This window comes from Gordonibacter sp. An230 (assembly GCF_002159915.1).
Lineage (GTDB): Bacteria > Actinomycetota > Coriobacteriia > Coriobacteriales > Eggerthellaceae > Rubneribacter.
Genome location: NZ_NFJP01000001.1, coordinates 26,650 through 43,433 on the forward strand (window position 1 = coordinate 26,650; position 16,784 = coordinate 43,433).

Sequence of the window (16,784 nt, forward strand, 5' to 3'; positions counted from 1 at the left end):
CCAGCCTATCATCTATCATAAAATCGTACAACATCTGTCCATCGTGTCAGGAGGCCCCATGCACGCAGAGCAGTATTTCGGATCGTATGCCCGCTTCGATACGAAATCGAAGAAGGATGCGGCCTCTCTGCTCAGTGCCGACAATCTGGTCGGCGACGCATTCGACATCGTGTTCCTTTCCGAAGAAGGTTCTTCGACCGCATGGTTGAAGAACCGTTTCGGCAATTTAGCCGGGTTTTTCGATGCCGAATTCTCTCGTAAGCTTCGCATTTTGTCTGCGCGCGGCTGGATTCTCAAAGCGTTCCTGTCCTTCGTCGCTTTCACCGATAGCCCCGAACCAGGCCACTATTGGGGAGAAGCTGCGGTGATATGCTACGACCCCTCGCTAAATAAGCCTTTCTCGCACTTTGAGAGCGCCCTCAGCCAACGTCTTGCAAACGGCGTGCGACCCGACATCGCACTAGGAGAACAAGGGGTTGAGCACATTGTTCGAACCGATGGAACCTGGCAGCCAAAATCTACGCTTCCTTTCCCAGAGAAAACAGCGGGAACAGTCATCCTGAAAAGCCGTCGCAAATTATCTGAGAGTCTTATCGAACAAGGTCGAAAAGGAAACAAAGGATGTTACCTTGTCAGCTGGGTATTTCTACTCGCTCTCGTGGCTGTCGTTCTGTTCACCTTCAAGACCTGCGGCGTGTTCTAAAGTCTCATTGCTCTCGGAATGTTTCACGTGAAACATTCCGAGAGCCCGCACTCACTTCTCAAGCGCATAGCACACAAGCTTCGTGCATAGATCAGAAAACGAAATGCCCGCTGCACGAGCAGCATCGGGCAAAAGAGACGTTTCCGTCATGCCAGGAATAGTGTTCGTCTCGAGAATCCAACAAGATCCATCGCTTTCCAAAATGAAATCAGAGCGAGACACTCCGCTGCACGATAGAGCACGATGGGCACGTACGGCAAGTTCTTGGACAAAGGATGTTGTCGTGTCAGGCAGCGGTGCAGGACAGATATGTTGAGATCCGCCAGGAGCGTATTTGGACTCGTAATCATAGAAATCATTCTTAGCAACAATCTCTATAATCGGCAAAGCGGTGAGCTCCCTATTACCGATAACCGCAACCGTCAGCTCTCTGCCCTGTATATAGCGCTCTACTAGCACCTCATCATCAATCTCGAAAACGCCTTGTATAGCATTCTCAATCGCTTCAGCGCCTTCAACGATGTTAACACCCAGAGCGCTTCCTTCGGTAGCAGGCTTCACAACGCATCGAGGGCCAAGTTCGTTAGCCAAAGTCTCTGCATTATATTCGTCCTGAGCATGCAAGGTCACCGAAGGAGGTGTGGGAATACCTTCCTCGTGATAAAAACGCTTGGATTTTGACTTATCCATAGCCAATGCGCTCGCCCATACGCCTGAGCCGATATAAGGAAGCCCAATAGTTTCCAACAAACCCTGCACGGTGCCGTCTTCCCCATATTTGCCATGCAGACAAAGGAAAGCGACATCGAACGGTCCTTCAATGAGCAGCTTGAGATCTTCCTTATCCGATGGATCGAGAACCGTGACATCGTATCCAGCTTTAACAAGGGCTTTCCGTGCGCCTTCTCCCGATGCAAGCGACACTTCGCGCTCCCCACTTTTACCTCCTGCGAGCAACGCCACTCGACATCTAGCCATGTACCCTTCTTTCATCAACATCGATATGATCGTCAGCAGTATACCAGCCACTATGAACCCTGCAGAATGTTTCACGTGAAACATGTATAATGGCCGCATGGATAAGCCAATTAAATCATATAGTCTAGATGGACTCTCAGACGTAATGGAGTTGCTCGGCCAGCCTTCATTTAGAGCCAAGCAGCTAGCCCAGTGGCTTTACGTGCACCATGTGAATTCGTACGAGAATATGACCAACCTGCCTGTCTCCTTACGCGAAAGCCTCTCTGAGCGTTTCCCGTTGCATCCAGCAACTTTGGCTGAGCGGAGAATCTCGCACGATGGAACACGCAAGTATATCGTCGAATTCCATGACGGGGCATGCGTCGAGGCAGTCGCCATTCCGTCGAAGATAGACAATCGATTGACCATATGCTTTTCCACTCAAGTTGGTTGTTCAATGCAGTGCGCCTTTTGCGCCACAGGAAAAGCTGGATTCGAGAGGAATCTCCTTCCGGGCGAAATCGTCGATCAGGTGATGCTCGCTCAAGAAGATATGGGACAACGCGTGACCAATCTTGTGGGAATGGGACAAGGAGAACCCTTTCTGAATTACGAGAACGTGCTCTCCGCGCTTCGTATTCTGAACTATTCTAAAGGAATAGCCATTGGAGCGCGTCATATAAGCATCTCAACCTGCGGGTTACTTGACGGCATCGAGCGCTTTTCTCACGAACCCGAGCAATTTACACTTGCTGTCTCGCTCCACGCTGCTCGTCAGGCCACGCGTGACTTGCTCATGCCTCGCATGGCCACCAATCAATTACCTGATTTGCAACGTGCTTTACGGAGATACACCCAGAAGACGAACCGTCGCGTCACCTTAGAATACATCATGATACAAGACGTGAACGACACTGAAGATGATCTTGAGGCACTTCAGGCGTTTTGTTCCGATTTGCTATGCCATATAAACCTTATACCTATCAACGTTTTAGAAGACTCCTCGTTTCGACCAAGCGAACCTCGTATCATGAGGCGTTGGATTGAGTCCATCCAATCTTGCGGCAAGGAAATCACGGTACGTAACTCACGAGGTGCAGACATCGAAGGCGCATGCGGTCAACTCAAACGTACAAAATGTTTCACGTGAAACATCTATCTCAGCATATTAACAGTCCCCTGTGTTTCACGTGAAACACAGGGGACTCGCTTTCTCTACAATGTTCAAACCTTACAACGCTCTTCCTTTTATAGCGCCTAAATTCTAAGTAGGATGATTGTTTCACATGAAACAATCATCCTACTATGCTTTTGAAACTCATCGCCCTTTTTCACCATGATGATGCTTCACTTGAGACGATGTTTCACGTGAAACATTACGATGCAGCAGCAATCAACTCTTCGAACAAGCGCTCCAAATCCTTTTCATCCTTGAACTCAATTTCTATCTTGTTCTTACCCTGAACGGATTTGACCTTCACGTTCGTTCCAAGAACATCCCTTAAAGCACGAGCGACCGTTTTGAATGTTTTCGGAAGAGGCTCCTTCTTCTTCGGAGAATCGTCTCGCTTTCCAGAAAGCAACCTAGCAATTGCCTCAGCTTCACGAACCGTCAGCCTCTGCTCTACAAGCTTCTCCGTAAGTTTCTGTCGCCCTGCACTTGTGGGGATAGAAAGGATGGCTCTCGCATGTCCAGCGGTAATTTTCTCTTCGAATAGAAGTTGCTGCGCTTCCTCAGGAAGTTCGAGAAGCCGAAGCGCGTTCGCCACGGTGGAGCGGCCTTTCGACATCGCCTGAGCAACCTGCGACTGAGTGAGATTGCGCCGCTCCATCATGCGACGATACCCATATGCCTCTTCGATGGGATTAAGATCGGAACGTTGAACGTTCTCGACAAGAGCAAGCTCCAGCGCTTTATCGTCATCCGCTTCCTTAATTCGAACAGGCACGGTGGAAAGCCCCACTATCTTACATGCTTGCCAACGGCGTTCTCCGGCAATGATCTGGTATTCTTGCGAACCCACGGGACGTACGAGTATAGGTTGAAGCAAACCGTCCTTTTCAATGGACGCCGCCAATTCTTCCAATTCTTCGCGTTTGAAGTTCGTTCTCGGCTGATCCGGATTCGGAGAGACGGAATCAATAGGAACTTCGTCAGTGCGACGCTGCGTTACGCTCTTGATGGTAACGCGATCCTCGTCTTCCACAACCGACTCTTCTGCAGACTCCTCAACGAATTCCTCAACCGGTTTTTCGCTCGGCCTTTCCTGATGTATGGCCCCTTCCGACTCCTCTTGCTGAACAAGAACCCTCTGAGGAGCGGTTTCAAGAGGAACAGCCTCTTCATATGCCCCTCCCAGCAATGAATTCAATCCTCGGCCGAGGCCGCTCCTATTCGCTTTAGCCACGCTGCACCACTTCCTTCGCCAGATTCATGTAGGATTGAGCCCCTTTTCCCGTAGGATCATACTGGGTGATAGGCTGCCCGAAGCTAGGAGCTTCAGACAGCTTGACCGTACGGGGTATAAGTGTAGAAAAGACTATCTTCCCAAAATACCCTCGAACTTCCTCCACCACTTGTTTCGAAAGAGTTGTGCGGCCGTCGTACATGGTCAACAACACTCCAAAGATATCCAATGTCGGATTAAGGCGACTTTTGACACGCTTCATCGAATCGAGAAGTTTTGTCACACCTTCCAAGGCATAGAACTCACATTGAATAGGAATGAGCAATTTGTCTGCCGCCACAAGTGCATTCACCGTGAGCAGTCCGAGCGAAGGAGGACAATCAATGAACACATAATCATATTTCCCCCGAAGGCTACCTACTGCGTCCTTCAAGCGATTCTCACGAGCCATTTCAGAAACAAGCTCAACCTCTGCTCCAGCTAGATTAATGGTTGCAGGAACCAAATCAAGCCCTTCGCACACATCAGGGATAATAACCTCTTCTATAGGAACGTCGTTGAGTATTACATCGTATACGCAGTTCTTAACCTGGCTTTTCTCTATTCCAAGCCCACTTGAAGAATTCCCTTGAGGATCAAGATCCACGAGGAGAACTTGCTTTCCAATTTCCCCTAAAGCCGCAGATAAATTGATAGCCGTCGTCGATTTGCCAACACCGCCTTTTTGGTTGATGATGGCAACCACCTTCGTTTGACCTACTACATGGGTAACAGGTGCTTTATCTTTGAATGATTTGATAGGCTTCGACTCGAGATCATTCTCGATAACAGACGGACGCGCCTCTCGTTCAACAACTTCAACAGTCTCAATGTCGATTCCATCCTCGACATTTCGATCTTGTTCCCGTATGACAGTCTCGGCTGGCTTTCTGTCTCGTTTGAGACTATCGAATAGCCCCACGGGGACCCCCTTTCTAAACGACATAACAGTATACCCTGTTTATGTTTCACGTGAAACAGTTTGCACTATCGTCGGAAAAGAATGTTTCACGTGAAACATTCTTTTCGGTTGCGTGATGGAACCACGTTCACTCTGTGTTGCAATCGCAGAAGAATCGTAGCGGTCCCACATGGGGTATCCGTCAACAATCTGCCAGCTCTCGTCGGTAGTATATAACGAGAGGAAAAAGGAGGACCCAATGAACCAAGCAAGAAGGCAATTACTTGCCCAAAGGGCAGAAAATATGCGCAAACAAATGACTTCCGCTGAAAAAATGCTCTGGTTCAGATTTTTAAGAGAATACCATATATCCTTTGTTCCTCAAAAAGTCATAGGCGATTTTATTGTCGATTTCTACTGTCGACGTGTTCGTCTTTCAATCGAGATTGATGGAGAGAGTCATTATCGTAAAATTCAACAGCAATACGATCAAGCAAGAACGTTGTATCTCGAAACGCTTGAAATCAAAGAACTTCGCTTCACTAATAATGAAATATACGAAAGCTTCGAAGGCGTATGCGAGGTTATACATGACGAAGTGGAAAAACGACGTACCGACACCCATAACCGAGCAGAAGCTTTTGCAGCACTCACTCGTAAGCGGTAACGTGAATGTTTCACGTGAAACATTCATCTCTATTGTTTCACGTGAAACAACTTAAAGCGGCTTTTTCTGAGCCATTCCGGTTCTGCGAGGCAAAAGAATAGAAGGGTCGCCCACTCGTTCGAACGCAATTATCCGACGAGCACGCTCGCCAAGACTAGCGTTACGATCAGAAACAAGCCTCATGCCAAGCTTCCCGCACAGAACGAGAGCATGCTCAAGTTCGTTATCATCAACTCGTGCCTTATAGCACACTAAGCGTCCATTTCTCTGAAGCAATGGACATGCCAACTCCATAAGAACCGACAGTTTGGCTAATGCGCGAGCAGTCACAACTGCAAACTCATACGGTCTCTCACGCGCGAGATCTTCAATACGACCTGTGTAAGTGGAAACGTGCGACAGTCCTAGCTCTTCTATGAACCCATCTAAAATCGCAGTCTTCTTTCCAACAGAGTCCACTAAAAGCGTTTCTCTGCCAGTCTCCACAGCAAGGGGTATGCCAGGATAGCCCGCACCGGTTCCTATATCAGCATAAAGACCAGCAGGAGCATCTTCAATCTCCGGAAGCCCTACAAGAGAGTCTTCAACATGAAGAAGCATACCTTCCTCTATACTCGCAATACGCGTGATATTCGTGGTTTTGTTTGCCTCTATCACTAGTTCGAGATGACGGCGTAGCATATCTTCATGCATAGTTCCCCCTTCAATCGCAATAGGCACTTAGTATAGGGGATTGTTTCACGTGAAACAAAGCAATGGGAACAACCTGGAGAAGACATCGGTAACATCCGGATCTTCGGTTGAAGATTGTTTCACGTGAAACAATCTATCTTACAAACAAGACCATCCGGCGTTCATTGATCAGGCATGGATAAAACCATATAAAAAAGCCTCGCACTACGTGATGCGAGGCTTTCAACCATGATGAAAGCTTAAAGCGGAAGAATCACCACATGACGGGCGCTTCCCTCACCTTCAGACGCCGTTTCGACCCTTTCATCATCACGAAGAGCAATATGGATGATGCGTCTTTCATACGGAGTCATAGGGCGAAGTTTGACGCTGCGGTGCTGATTGACCGCACGGTTTGCCGAAGAACGTGCGATGGATTCAAGCTTCTCACGCTGACGACCTTTGTACCCTTCAACATCTACTATAACTGGATACCGGAAACCAATAGTGCGCACAGTGATAGCCGACACAAGGAATTGCAGGGCATCGAGAGTTTTTCCATGACGACCGATCAGCACCGCTAAATCGTTGCCAGTGATATCGAGGATCAGTTCTCCCTCATCGCCCTCATACTCATCAATCGTTACTTCCCCCACATCGAAATACTTGAGGATGTCCTGCAAGGCGCTGATGGCAGTATCGGCAATGCGATCCAACTCCTCGTCAGTCAGTTCAACATCCTCTTCGTGCTCCATCAAATCATCGGCCATGGTCCAACTCCTTCTATCGATATGGAGGTAGCGAGTGTTTCACGTGAAACACTCGCTACCTCTTCTTCTTAGGACGAGGCTTCTTCACCTTGCGCGTCACATCAACTTCGATTGGCTTCACTTCGATGGCCTCTTCGGCCTCGGCATCTTTACGCTTCATAATACGCATGGACACCTGCTGCTGAGCGACACCCATCAAAGATGACGCACCCCAGAACAACAGCACACCTGCAGGTGACCCCCAACTAATCCACAACATGAACAAGCTCATAACACCCGACATTATGAGCGTCTGGTTGCGCTGCGGATTGTCTTTGTTGCCCAGCTGCATGAGCACCATGGGCAAAAAAGTCGCGCCTGCAAACACAATCATCAACAACAAATAGGGAACAAATGTTCCAAAACCCTGGGATATAGCCTCGGAAGGACGCATCACCAAACTCGGAACCAAGTTGTAGAACGAATACGTGGTTCCCTCCGTACGAGTGCCCATCTCGGAAAGCACCTGGTACAGCGCAAGAAAGATAGGCATCTGCAGGAGCATGGGAAGGCAACCTGCCAATGGGTTGAATTTCACCTCGGCGTACAGCTTCTGCATTTCCTCTTGCTGCCGCATAGGATCGTCAGCATACTTGCGCTGAATCTCCTGCAGGAGCGGTTGCACTTTTTGCATCTGGAACGACGACTTCGTCTGCTTGTGCATCAAGGGCGATACGATAACACGGAAAATAACAGTCACGATGACGATGGCGAGTCCCCAGTCGCCGCAAAAACTATAGAAGAACTGGATAATATCGAATATCCAACCCTTAAAGACGTCCCACATGTATGTTGTTCCTTCCTTCTACATCACCCGTCATGGGACGGGATCGTAGCCGTGCGGTCCCCCGGGGCGACAGCGCAGAACGCGCCTTGCCGTAAGCTTGAACCCTTTCACGAAACCGTAGCGACGAAACGCCTCCAATCCGTATTCAGAGCACGTCGGTGTGAAGCGACAACAAGAGGGGAACAAAGGAGAGACGGCAGCCCTGTAGAAAGTTATGAGAAATACCGCAATCTTGCACGGTGCTTTCTTCAGAAACTCCTTCATCGCTCCCAAATCCCTATCGAATCTTGGCGCGCTCCAACGACTCGCTACATGCTGCTAGCACTTTACTATAAGAACACCGCATCAGGCTCGATTTTGCAAGAAATATAACATCATAGCCCGCCCAAGGTCCTCCGAGCGCACGGCATACCTCGCGCATGCGCCGCTTCGCGCCGTTTCGCCACACGGCGTTCCCCATCTTCTTGCCTGCAATAAAAGCAACACGACCACACGGGCCGTGCTGCTTTGCGGGTAACACTATGAACGTAAGATACGGCGTATGCAGACGCCTGCCGCAAGAGAACAGATCGGAGATATCCGCGCGGGATTTGATTGTCTCCAATCGATGGCTCTCTTTTACACGCAAAGACGCTTGCGGCCCTTTGCGCGGCGACGAGCCAACACTTTACGACCGCCTTTGGTGGCCATACGAGCACGGAAACCGTGGCACTTTGCCCTCTTACGAGTGTTAGGTTGATACGTGCGCTTCATACCTTTTCCCTTTCATGGTTTAGAGCAACTTAGAAAGTATAGCCTAGAACATGCACTCGTCAAGGAAAAGCCATAAAGAAAAGTCTCACGACGGGGCTGCAAGAGCGAACGAGAAGCGAATGCGCGCACAAGAATGCAACCGAAGGGACATCCGAAAAAGAGGCGGCAGCGAAAAGGCGGGAGAGGGGAAGTAGAAAGAGAGCGAAAGGAAGCATAGAAGCCCTTTGAAAGGATCAGTTTTCCCCAAATGAGCGCTAGGGCAATTGTGGAAAACGTGGAAAACCTCGCATTCATTCATAGAGCGTTGTGGAAATCTCTAACGAAATCGTTTTGTCAAGCACTTTTTTTCTTTCCCTAACAAGCGATCTATCAGGCACGAAAGAAAACTGATATTATCAACAAGCCTTTGAACTGGTGTTTTACCTCAATAAGAAAGTCAGGTGCCGTGACCTCCAAGCAAAACGTCACCTCTTAGACATCTCAGCGAAACGCTCTTGAAAAATAAGCTCTCTGCTTTCGGTTTTGCGAAGAAGAGACGAACAGCGCGTAGTATTTCAACATTCGATATCTGTTTTACACCAACGTCCGTACGCCATTTCAAGTAGCTTCCATGATGTTTTCCACAATTATTGAATAGAAAGTGGAAAACTTTGAAAGTGCCTTGTGAAATACCGCAATGAGTTTTCAGCGGTTTGAGTTTTCAACTTTTGAGACAATGCAATTTGGCTGATGGATGGATTCACAACAGGAAAAGCGCTACAATGATTTTGAATACTATTGGAAAATGCTGAATATCGAATCTGAAAAACGGAACACTATTGAACGACCAGATTGAAAAAGCAGATCACAACGAAGAAACCTCCGATGAATATGCAGGGGAGTACGACTACGCGCATGTAAACACCGTTGCGCGCGTAGCTTTATACGACGATCTCCGCAGCGCTCCACGCGTCACGGAGATACAGCCGGCTCCCACCGGCGAGTTCATCGAAAACCTCGCATCAAAAGTGTACGATCAGGCGAAAGCCTCAGGCGGCACGATCCCCTACACCGTGATCCGCGAAGTTTCGGAGAACTTCATCCACGCGCGGTTCGCCGAAGTGACCGTCTCTATCCTCGACGACGGAAATACCATCCGCTTCGCCGACCAAGGCCCGGGCATTTCTCAGAAAGAGAAAGCCCAGCTGCCGGGATTCACCTCGGCCATCGAGCCGATGAAGCGCTACATACGAGGCGTAGGATCAGGCTTGCCCATCGTCAAAGAATACCTTGATTTTTCCCATGGCACCATCTCTATAGAGGACAACCTGGGAACAGGCTCGGTTGTGACGATCAGCCTTAAGGAAAAGCCAAGCTCACCAGAAGATACCGACACGCGCTACAACCTGAAAGAAGCCTCCCTGAAGGAGGAGACCCCGACCGCGGCAGCGCACGCGGAAACCGCTCAGGCAGAATTCCCCATGGTCGGAAGCCCTTTCGAAAGCGCGGCACCCACAGGAACGAATCAGCACCACGTCGGAGACGGACGACCTTTCCCCGCGGCGCCTTCGCAGTACATCCCTTCGCAGTACGCCTCCGCTCATCAGGCAGGACTTCCTATGTACCAACCTCATCCACAGTACCAACAGCAGACTCAGTTCCATCAGCAGGTTCAAGCGCAGCCGTACCAGCAAGGGTACCCCTATCCTGCGCAGCAAGTCCCCGCGCACCTCGGGCAACCCCTTGGAACGCACCCCCAGCTCCAGTATGCGCTCGCTCCGCTCGTGCCGCCGCTGTCCAACCGAGAGCGCGAGTTTTTGCCGCTCTTCCTCAGCGAGGGCGCACTCGGCGTGACCGACCTGGTGCACCTCACCGGCGTCCCTCAGTCGAGCACCCACTTCATACTCAAAAAGCTTGAGGAGGCGGGCCTCATTGAAAAGACCGCCGGTCAAAAGCGCATTCTGACGGACTTGGGATACCAAGTGGCGAGTTCCCTCTGATAGATATACAATCAAGCCGAAGCGTGCGATCCCAGGGTGCACGGCGCGCACAGATGCCCGATAAAGGAAGCAGCCCATGAACAGCGAAAGCATCGAACAAAGCTGGCAAGAAGTGTGCAGCCAGATCAAAAGCTACAACAACATAGATCCCACCCAGATCAGCGCATTCTTCTCGAGACTCCATCCTCAGGCGATGAGCGAAGGGTTCCTCATGCTCACCGCCGACAACGACTTTATAAAGACCTGGATCGAACGACATTACGCCGAATTCATCCAACAAGCGCTCATCGACCTATACCACGTGCCGTTCACAGTGGTCATAGAGGTGGACCTCGCTGGTGCGCCCCCTGTCCCAAACGCTGTCCAAGCCAGTGGAGCGCATCCGCCAACCCTGCAGCCCAGCACGGCGGCAACCGCAGCCACGGCAACCCAGACCGGGCCTCACACAACACCTGCGGCATCCAAAACCCAGGCGACAGCGCAAGACCCTTCCAAAGAGGACGATGGTGCCGTCGCCCTGCCAGACCCAGCGAACCCCCTGCCCTCAACAGCGGATATGGCGGATGCGCCCACCTCGACGCTTACGTTCGAAAACTTCGTCATCGGAGACTCGAACCGCATGGCTTATTCAATGGCTGTCGCCGTAGCCGAAATGCCGGGAAAGGCCCACCTGAACCCCCTGTTCATCTATGGAAAATCAGGACTCGGAAAGACGCATCTTATGCGCGCCATCCAAAACTACGTAAATGAAACGATGCCGCACCTGTCTGTCATATACGTTGACTCCGCCGAATTGCTGAGCGACTATATGGAGGCGAGCGCGGCCCATGACAAGGAGAAGTCGAGCTACAAGAACTTCAAGACACGTTACGAGGAGGCCGACGTTCTGCTCATCGACGATGTCCAGTACCTCCAAGGCAAGAAGCAGACACTCGACATCGTATTCCAGATATTCAACAAACTGACGAGCCAAGGCCGGCAGGTGGTGCTCTCGGCCGACCGCGCGCCAAAAAACATCGACATCGACGAGCGCTACAAGAGCCGCTTCAACTCCGGTGGCACGTTCGACATCCAACCGCCGGAAATCGAAACGAAGCTCGGTATCGTGAAAAGCTTCGTGGAGGAGTACCGAGAGTCTGAGGGGTCCAATGATTTCGACATCCCCGCCGACATACAGATGTACATCGCCGAAAGCTCCAGCTCCAACATCCGCGAGCTGAAAAGCGCCGTGACTAAGGTCATCTACCAGATGACGTTCTTCAACCAGCCCATGCTCAGCCTCGACGACGTCAGATCGCTCCTCGAGAACCATTTCTCAGGCGGTTCGTCGAAACGCCTCACCATCGCAGACATCCAAAAGGAGGTCGAAGCATTTTACAAGGTGAGCCACGCCGACCTGATAGGGAATAAGCGCACGCGCAACATCACCTACGCGAGGCAGATCGCCATGTACCTATGCCGGCAGATGCTCGATTTGCCGTTCAACGACATCGGCAAGAAGTTCAACCGCGACCACTCAACCGTGATGTATTCCGTTACGAACATCGAGAACAAGATAAAAGAGAACCGCGAGTTGAGCGAAGAGCTGGAAACGCTGAGGCAGATTATCCACGAGATTTAGAGGTCCCTCTTAGCGCCTTCAAAGACAGGCCAGAGCAAAGGCGGCGAACGAAAGACCGTTCGCGCCCAGCAGGTCCCCCGTTCATAACCAGTCCGCAGCGTTGGGACACCTTGCGGCAAGGGGCCCTCCTCGTCGCCGGCCGCCCTCCACCTCGTTGCGGCATTTCGGCAAAACGCCGTCGAAGCCGCGCGCGAAAGGTCCTCCGCTTTCGCCCATCGCTCCTCCTCGCGGCGTTTCGACAAGACATCGTGAATCAGAACCACCATGGTGTTTCACATGAAACCCATTCTCTCGCGCGACGATGGTCGGCGCATCGGCAATACGCCGCAAAGCGATAAATCGACCGGCGGCCGATGGCGGCGATACCGTCAACCGACGAAAAAGCGCAGCCGGCAATCTCGATGGGCAAACGGTTGGCGATGGGCGAACGGCGTCCACCCATCAGCCGCGCTCGAAGCGGAGAGCAAAATGCAAGGTCGGATGAAAAAGATCGGGTAAGCAGCAAGTGGAAAAGGAGAGATTGCTCGATTCAAACGTTTTACAGGCAATGAAAAGAACGCCCGAATCCTTCCTTTCACCCTTGCATTCACCTCCATTGCAATCGGCGCGCGACGCACAACGCACAAGCGCCTGCCCTCGATCGAACACGTACGCATCGGGCACAGTACGCCAGACCGAACGATCCTCACCGACCCGTAGCCGCCTCCCGCTCAAGCGGCCTCGCAAGAACTCGATCATCGGACACGAGGCCCCTCGAAGAGGACCTCGCCTGAAAAGAAGAAAGTACGGGAACAGAAGCATGCCCAGCTTTCGGCGTCGGTGCCGAGCATCTCGAACAATCGCGAACACGCGTCTTGAGGAAAACATGGATGAATCATGACTGACAACATGCTGAAAAACCCGCAAAAGGTGAGGAGAGATAATAAAAGCGATAATCCATGTTGAAAGAAAGAACTTCGTCTACACTGCTCAATATTCATACAATTACGGCTTCCATATGGGAAAACGCAAGTTATCCACATTTCCACCGAGCTTATTATTATCATTATGAAACCCTTGAATATAGTAAAAGAGCAAAGGCATGCAAGAAAGAGGTCCACGGGACAAGAGAAGTGTTTCACGTGAAACATCTTCGTATCGGCTATTTGCACCCCTGTTCGTGAGCAAACGGAAACGACCTTAGAAAACCGAGGAGAGCGGGCGAAATCTCGTACGTGTTTCCCTAAGTGTTTCGAGCGAAGCGTATCGGATCGTTCTATAATGGCAATCGACGTCGAAAGAAGGGAACACCTTTGAAATTCAGCATCAACCAATCTGAGCTTCAAAACGCGTTGTCCGTCGTTCTCAAGGGCATCGCAACACGTTCAACGCTGCCCATCTTGTCGGGCATCTACCTTGATGCGAAGAACGACTCGCTCACCCTGCAAGCAACCGATCTCGAGTTGTCCATTCAATACACTGTCCCAGCGCTCGTGGAAGCTGAGGGGCGCTCCGTCGTTCCAGGCAAGCTGTTCTCGGAGATCGTGAAGAATCTCTCCGATGCTGCCGTGCATGTGGAGGCCGAGGATGACTCGGCCGTCATCACATGCGACACGGCGTCGTTCTCGATCAAGGCGCTCGATGCCGAAGATTTCCCCGGATTTCCCCATGTGGACGTGCAGCAGGAGATAGCCATTCCGTTCACTCAGTTTGCATCGATGGTTAAGCGCGTGGCGCGCGTGGTGTCGAAGGACGAGAGCCGCGCCATCCTCACAGGCGTGCTCATCACGCTCGAGGACGGTCGGCTCAAGATGGTGGCAACGGACTCCTACCGCCTTGCCATCACCGAAGCCGATGTGCCCGATGCCGCTCCAGAGGATTTCCAAGCGGTCATCTCGGGGGCGTTCCTCCAGGAGATTGCATCATTGCCCCGATCGGACGATCCGTTGCGCATCGCGCTTGCCGAGAACCAGATAGTTGTTACTTATCATGAAACGGTGTTCATCAATCGGCGTATCGAGGGTAACTTCCCGAACTATCGGCAGCTTCTGCCCGATTCGTACACCACGCGCGTGAGTTTGGAGGTCGATCATCTCGTAGCCGGCGTGAAGCGCACGTCGCTTCTCGGGCAGACGAGCTTGCCTGTGAAGTTCGACATCAACATCGCATCCCAGACAGCGCAGCTGTCCGCAGTCGCTCAAGACGTGGGCTCCGCCCAGGAAACGCTGCCCTGCGCGGGCGAGGGCGAGGACGTGGAGATCGCGTTCAACTACGCCTACGTGCTCGACGGATTGGCGTCTGTGAGCACGGACAAAGTGTTCCTCGAGGTGCAGTCGTCCCTCAAGCCTGGCATTTTCAAAGCCGACGAGGGCGAGAATTTCCTCTATCTCGTCATGCCGGTGCGCATATCGTAAGTGGATTTGTCGATCACTCATATCTCGTTTGCTGATTTCCGCAGCTACGAGCGCTTCGATCTGGACGGCATCGGTCCTCTTACGGTTCTCGTGGGACCGAACGCGGTGGGGAAGACTAACGTTGTCGAGGGCATCCAATTGCTTACGGCTCAGTCGTCGTTTCGTCATCCTCCAGTCGATCAGCTCGTTCGCATGGGGGCGCCTTTCGCACGTCTGGTGGCCGACGCGTCCGATGGGAACCGGCAGCTTGAGCTTGAGCTGCGCATCGCCGAAGGGCGCAAGCGGTTTCTGCTGAACGGAAAGGGCAGGCGAACAGCCGATCTCAAGGGGATCGTGCCCTCGGTTACGTTCACGCCCGACGACCTTGAATTGGCGAAAGGGTCGATGGCGGTGCGCCGCGCCGCTCTCGATGCGCTGGGTTCTCAGCTATCTGCGAACCACTACCTTATCCGACGCGATTACGAGAAGGTGCTGCGCCACAAGAATCGCTTGCTCAAAGACGAAGCGCCTGCGGCGCTCGTCGAGGCCCTCGACGAGGCGCTTATCACGTGTGGAGCGCAGCTGGCATGTTATCGCGCTGCGCTGTTCGGGAAGGTTGCTGCCGCGATGGCGGCGTACTATGCCGAGATCGCTGACGGTCGTGAGCGCTTGCGTGCATGTTACGTTCCGTCATGGGAGGCGCACGATCCGGCTGTGGCCGCCACGTTCTCTTTCGGACGGGACGATGCGCGCGCCGCCTTGGCGTCCGCCTTGTCGGCGCGCGCCGGCGAAGAGCGCGCACGTCGGCGTGCTCTTGTAGGCCCGCATGCCGACCATATCGAGTTCTTCATCAACGAGCGCAACGTGACGTCGTTTGCGAGCCAAGGGCAACAGCGCTCCGTCGTGCTGGCCTTCAAGCTTGCCGAGGCTACGCTCATACAGGAAATATTGCACCAGAAACCGGTGCTTCTGCTCGACGACGTGATGAGCGAGCTTGATGCAGCTCGCCGTCGAGCACTCGTGGCGTTCATAGCGGGCGACATTCAGACGTTCATCACCACCGCAAACCTCGACTACTTCGATGCCGATCTGCTTTCCGCCGCGCGCGTGGTGGAGCTTCCCCTTGCCGAAGGCTGAAAGACGGTACGCGAAGGCGTCCGCGCTCGTTGGCCGCAATGCCGGTCGTGCCGGTCAGGATGGGCGTCGTCCGGCTTACGAGAGCAGCGGCGCTTCCGTTGGCTGTGCTCCAATCCCTCTCCGTTCCCCATTCACCGAACATGGCCGCTGCGCGCGCTGGGAATGGGCGGGTGTTGGCGGAGCGGGCCGCTGATTCCACGCCCCGTCGCGCTGTCCCGTGCCGCCGTTTGCCGGACAACGGTGTTCTCAGTCTGCCGCGATCCCTGGGCGGCTGCTGAAGCTCGCACTGACGCGGTTTTTCCGCCCGCGCCGAGTCGTTCGCCCGCGCCTCCGATCTTCGTCGGCAGACGGCCAACGCGTCCGCCCTTTGCTGCATGCCTCCTTCGTGAGCATCGATGATGAGGGGAGAGCACCGTCTGCCGCATTCCCCGCGACGTTTGGCTCTGTCGGAGGCCCTTGAATGTTTCACGTGAAACATCTCCCTTCGGAGTCTTCGGGCCGTGCGGCTCCTTGATGAGAAGCCTCCTGTGCTTTGGCTCCGATACTTGGGCTTCCTCACTGCGTTACGTGGGAAGGTGCGAGTCGTCCGATCATCTCGACTCGTTGCTCTCCGGTTCTCTTTTCTCGGTCTCGCTTTTATCGATTCCCGGTCGCACGGCGCCCTCTCTTTTCGCTTTGCCTCCTCTCGTCATGCGCATCCCCTCGCTTCGTGTCCGCATCTCCTGCTCCCATGCAGGCGAGGCCCTCATGCAGATGAGGGAGGCGTGGCGGGGGTGTTTGGAGGCTCGACGTACATTGGAATGAGACGCTCCACCTTTTCGCCGTGCAGGGCGCGCCTCTCTTCTGGACACGGATACGTTGAGTTGTTTCGAGAGGGCGTCTTCTCCTTGCGGGACGGGCGTCTCCTCGGCTCTTTGCGCGGCGCTGCGCGATGGTTTGGCATTTTTGAGGTGTGATCGTCTTATCGCCCCTCAAA

General features: G+C 52.7%; 17 protein-coding genes. 8 read left to right on the forward strand and 9 right to left on the reverse strand.

Features of this window, described 5'->3' with window-relative positions; translation table 11 throughout:
- Positions 1-58 precede the first annotated feature (58 nt).
- The gene (locus B5F40_RS00100; RefSeq protein WP_087192355.1) at positions 59-703 is read left to right on the forward strand and encodes a hypothetical protein; all 645 of its coding nucleotides are present in this window, start codon (positions 59-61) and stop codon (positions 701-703) included.
- Positions 704-754: 51 nt separating this feature from the next.
- Here the strand turns inward: B5F40_RS00100 and B5F40_RS00105 are convergent, their stop codons facing one another.
- Positions 755-1,681 carry a D-alanine--D-alanine ligase family protein gene (locus B5F40_RS00105; protein WP_204217283.1) on the reverse strand — a complete coding sequence of 309 codons (927 nt, stop codon included), beginning with the start codon at positions 1,679-1,681 and terminating at the stop codon, positions 755-757.
- Between the two features lie 145 nt (positions 1,682-1,826).
- On the opposite strand from B5F40_RS00105, the gene rlmN reads away from it, so the two are divergent.
- Entirely contained in the window at positions 1,827-2,813 is a 987-nt protein-coding gene (gene rlmN / locus B5F40_RS00110; RefSeq protein ID WP_239442814.1) for a 23S rRNA (adenine(2503)-C(2))-methyltransferase RlmN, read from the forward strand.
- Positions 2,814-3,039: 226 nt separating this feature from the next.
- On the opposite strand, the gene B5F40_RS00115 is transcribed toward rlmN, so the two are convergent.
- Both B5F40_RS00115 and B5F40_RS00120 read right to left on the reverse strand, forming a co-directional pair.
- Positions 3,040-4,071 carry a ParB/RepB/Spo0J family partition protein gene (locus B5F40_RS00115; protein ID WP_239442815.1) on the reverse strand — a complete coding sequence of 344 codons (1,032 nt, stop codon included), beginning with the start codon at positions 4,069-4,071 and terminating at the stop codon, positions 3,040-3,042.
- Positions 4,064-5,032 (reverse strand): ParA family protein, encoded by a 969-nt coding sequence (locus tag B5F40_RS00120; protein ID WP_446718583.1) that lies wholly within the window; start codon positions 5,030-5,032, stop codon positions 4,064-4,066. Before B5F40_RS00120 ends, B5F40_RS00115 begins: the two co-directional genes overlap by 8 nt.
- Before the next feature lie 238 nt (positions 5,033-5,270).
- Here B5F40_RS00120 and B5F40_RS00125 point away from each other — a divergent pair, with 238 nt between their 5' ends.
- Positions 5,271-5,678, forward strand: coding sequence for an endonuclease domain-containing protein (locus B5F40_RS00125; RefSeq protein WP_087192357.1), 408 nt, complete (start codon positions 5,271-5,273; stop codon positions 5,676-5,678).
- 51 nt (positions 5,679-5,729) lie between these two features.
- Here B5F40_RS00125 and rsmG read toward each other — a convergent pair whose 3' ends face one another.
- From rsmG to rpmH, 6 genes are all read right to left on the reverse strand, one after another.
- Positions 5,730-6,371, reverse strand: a complete 642-nt coding sequence (gene rsmG, locus B5F40_RS00130; RefSeq protein ID WP_087192358.1) for a 16S rRNA (guanine(527)-N(7))-methyltransferase RsmG — start codon at positions 6,369-6,371, stop codon at positions 5,730-5,732.
- 239 nt (positions 6,372-6,610) lie between these two features.
- A complete protein-coding gene (locus B5F40_RS00135) occupies positions 6,611-7,120 on the reverse strand; it encodes a Jag family protein (protein WP_087192359.1) in 510 nt (169 codons plus the stop codon).
- A 55-nt stretch (positions 7,121-7,175) separates the two neighbouring features.
- Complete coding sequence (locus tag B5F40_RS00140; RefSeq protein ID WP_087192360.1) at positions 7,176-7,946, reverse strand: YidC/Oxa1 family membrane protein insertase; 771 nt, start codon at positions 7,944-7,946, stop codon at positions 7,176-7,178.
- Between the two features lie 30 nt (positions 7,947-7,976).
- On the reverse strand, positions 7,977-8,210 hold the full coding sequence (gene yidD, locus B5F40_RS00145; protein ID WP_087192361.1) for a membrane protein insertion efficiency factor YidD: 234 nt from the start codon (positions 8,208-8,210) through the stop codon (positions 7,977-7,979).
- 13 nt (positions 8,211-8,223) lie between these two features.
- Complete coding sequence (gene rnpA / locus B5F40_RS00150) at positions 8,224-8,574, reverse strand: ribonuclease P protein component (RefSeq protein WP_342395008.1); 351 nt, start codon at positions 8,572-8,574, stop codon at positions 8,224-8,226.
- Positions 8,565-8,699 carry a 50S ribosomal protein L34 gene (gene rpmH / locus B5F40_RS00155; RefSeq protein ID WP_087192363.1) on the reverse strand — a complete coding sequence of 45 codons (135 nt, stop codon included), beginning with the start codon at positions 8,697-8,699 and terminating at the stop codon, positions 8,565-8,567. The genes rnpA and rpmH overlap by 10 nt, the downstream gene beginning before the upstream one ends.
- An 818-nt stretch (positions 8,700-9,517) precedes the next feature.
- Here rpmH and B5F40_RS00160 point away from each other — a divergent pair.
- The 5 genes from B5F40_RS00160 (at position 9,518) to recF (ending at position 15,808) form a co-directional block, all read left to right on the forward strand.
- Positions 9,518-10,678 carry an ATP-binding protein gene (locus tag B5F40_RS00160; protein WP_087192364.1) on the forward strand — a complete coding sequence of 387 codons (1,161 nt, stop codon included), beginning with the start codon at positions 9,518-9,520 and terminating at the stop codon, positions 10,676-10,678.
- Positions 10,679-10,754: 76 nt separating this feature from the next.
- Complete coding sequence (gene dnaA / locus B5F40_RS00165; RefSeq protein ID WP_087192365.1) at positions 10,755-12,299, forward strand: chromosomal replication initiator protein DnaA; 1,545 nt, start codon at positions 10,755-10,757, stop codon at positions 12,297-12,299.
- 276 nt (positions 12,300-12,575) lie between these two features.
- The gene (locus B5F40_RS15740) at positions 12,576-12,797 is read left to right on the forward strand and encodes a hypothetical protein (protein ID WP_140396358.1); all 222 of its coding nucleotides are present in this window, start codon (positions 12,576-12,578) and stop codon (positions 12,795-12,797) included.
- 794 nt (positions 12,798-13,591) lie between these two features.
- Positions 13,592-14,692 carry a DNA polymerase III subunit beta gene (gene dnaN / locus B5F40_RS00170; protein ID WP_087192366.1) on the forward strand — a complete coding sequence of 367 codons (1,101 nt, stop codon included), beginning with the start codon at positions 13,592-13,594 and terminating at the stop codon, positions 14,690-14,692.
- Positions 14,693-15,808: a DNA replication/repair protein RecF gene (recF, locus tag B5F40_RS00175; protein WP_087192367.1), complete on the forward strand. Its 1,116-nt coding sequence runs from the start codon at positions 14,693-14,695 to the stop codon at positions 15,806-15,808.
- Positions 15,809-16,784 lie beyond the last annotated feature (976 nt).